This is a genomic window from Mesorhizobium sp. P3_A9, assembly GCF_056402975.1.
The window spans coordinates 1-2,663 of sequence record NZ_JBFUGJ010000551.1 but is presented as its reverse complement, the minus strand read 5'-3'; the positions used below and the strand labels follow the sequence as shown (position 1 = coordinate 2,663).

At 61.6% G+C, this 2,663-nt stretch carries 2 protein-coding genes; both read left to right on the top strand.

Annotated elements, in window-relative coordinates; translation table 11 throughout:
* Window positions 1-1,878 (top strand): NADH-quinone oxidoreductase subunit L (gene nuoL / locus AC1DX0_RS34310; RefSeq protein WP_477358799.1); only part of this gene is annotated, 1,878 nt, incomplete at its 5' end.
* On the top strand, window positions 1,878-2,663 hold a 786-nt coding region (locus AC1DX0_RS34305; protein ID WP_477358796.1), incomplete at its 3' end, for an NADH-quinone oxidoreductase subunit M. The genes nuoL and AC1DX0_RS34305, both read left to right, overlap by 1 nt.

The following is a 2,663-nucleotide window of genomic DNA, read 5'->3' as shown; positions in this document are numbered from 1 at the left end:
TCCGGTTTCCTGGTGATTTCGGCGGTGCTGTCGTGGGTTGCCTTCTTCAGCGTCGGCTTCGGCCATGGCGAGGTGTTCGTCGTGCCGGTGCTGCACTGGATCCAGTCCGGCGGACTGGACGTGTCCTGGGCGCTGCGCATCGACACGCTGACGGTGGTGATGCTGGTGGTGGTCAACACCGTGTCGGCGCTGGTTCACATCTATTCGATCGGCTACATGCACCACGATCCGAACCGGCCGCGCTTCTTCGCCTATCTGTCGCTGTTCACCTTCGCCATGCTGATGCTGGTGACCGCCGACAATCTGGTGCAGATGTTCTTCGGCTGGGAAGGGGTGGGTCTCGCGTCCTACCTGCTGATCGGCTTCTGGTACAAGAAGCCGTCGGCCAATGCCGCGGCAATCAAGGCCTTCGTCGTCAACCGCGTCGGCGATTTCGGCTTCGCGCTCGGCATTTTCGGCCTGTTCGTGCTGTTCGGTTCGGTCAATCTCGGCACCATCTTCGCCAATGCGGCAACGTTCATTCCGGCTGAAGGCGCGCCGCAAGGTGCGGCMGTSCTGACYTTCCTCGGCCATGCGCTSGACAAGCAGTCGGCGATGACCRTMGTYTGCCTGCTCTTGTTCATGGGCGCCATGGGTAAGTCGGCGCAGGTGCCGCTGCACACCTGGCTGCCGGACGCCATGGAAGGCCCGACGCCGGTCTCGGCGCTCATTCATGCCGCCACCATGGTGACGGCCGGCGTGTTCATGCTGGCACGGCTGTCGCCGCTGTTCGAGCTGTCGCATTCGGCGCTGACGGTGGTTACCTTCATCGGCGCTTTCACCGCCTTCTTTGCGGCGACCGTTGGTCTCGTCCAGAACGACATCAAGCGCGTCATCGCCTATTCGACCTGCTCGCAGCTTGGCTACATGTTCGTGGCGCTCGGCGTCGGCGCCTATGGCGCGGCGATCTTCCACCTGTTCACGCATGCCTTCTTCAAGGCGCTGCTGTTCCTCGGCTCGGGCTCGGTCATCCATGCCGTCTCCGACGAGCAGGACATGCGCAAGATGGGCGGCCTGCGGAAGCTGATCCCGACCACCTACTGGATGATGGTGATCGGCACGCTGGCGCTGACCGGCGTAGGCATTCCGGTGACCGTCATCGGCACCGCCGGCTTCTTCTCCAAGGACGCCATCATCGAGAGCGCCTTTGCCAGCCACAATTCGGTTGCCGGCTTGGCCTTCGTGCTGCTGGTCATTGCTGCCTGCTTCACCTCCTTCTATTCCTGGCGGCTGATCTTCATGACCTTCCACGGCAAGCCGCGGGCGAGCCATGAGGTGATGCACCACGTGCATGAATCGCCACCGGTGATGCTGGTGCCGCTGTTCATCCTGGCCGCCGGCGCGCTGTTTGCCGGCATCATCTTCCACAACTCGTTCATCGGCGAAGGCTACGAAGCGTTCTGGAAGGCGTCGCTGTTCACGCTGCCGGACAACCACATCCTGCACGAGATCCATGAACTGCCGCTGTGGGTCGAGCTGTCGCCCTTCATCGCCATGCTGATCGGCTTCGCGCTGGCCTGGAAATTCTACATCCGCTCGCCGGAAATGCCGGTGAACCTTGCCAAGCAGAATCGCGGGCTCTACGCCTTCCTGCTCAACAAGTGGTATTTCGACGAACTCTACGACTTCCTGTTCGTGCGGCCCGCCAAGCGCCTCGGTCATTTCCTGTGGAAGACCGGTGACGGCACCATCATCGACGGTCTTGGCCCGGATGGCATTTCGGCGCGTGTCGTCGATGTCACCAACCGCGTCGTCAAGCTGCAGACCGGCTACCTCTACCACTATGCCTTCGCCATGCTGATCGGCGTTGCCGCACTCGTCACCTGGATGATGCTCTGATGACCGCCTGGCCAATCCTCTCGCTGGTCACCTTCCTGCCGCTGGTTGGTGTGCTGCTGATTCTGTTCATCAGGGATGACAGCGAAAATGCGCGCCGCAACATCCGCGCCATCGCGCTGTTGACGACGACGTTCACCTTCATCATCTCGCTGTTCATCTGGACAGGCTTCGACAATTCGCAGGCCGGCTTCCAGTTCGTCGAGAAATTCGCCTGGCTCGACTCCGGCATCTCCTATCATATGGGTGTCGACGGCATTTCCATGCTGTTCGTCATCCTGACGACGTTCCTGATGCCGCTGTGCATCCTGGCGTCGTGGGAATCGATCGAGAAGCGCGTCAAGGCCTACATGATCGCCTTCCTGCTGCTCGAGACGCTGATGATCGGCGTGTTCTGCGCGCTGGATATCGTGCTGTTCTACGTCTTCTTCGAAGCCGGCCTGATCCCGATGTTCATCATCATCGGCGTGTGGGGCGGCAAGCGTCGTGTCTACGCCTCGTTCAAGTTCTTCCTCTACACGCTCGCCGGCTCGGTGCTGATGCTGCTCGCCATCATGGCGATGTTCTACCAGTCCGGCACGACCGACATCCCGACGCTGCTGACCCACCAATTCCCGGCCAACATGCAGACATGGCTATGGCTGGCCTTCTTCGCCTCCTTCGCGGTGAAGATGCCGATGTGGCCGGTGCACACCTGGCTGCCCGACGCGCACGTCGAGGCGCCGACGGCGGGCTCGGTGATCCTGGCAGGCATCCTCTTGAAGATGGGCGGATACGGCTTCCTGCGG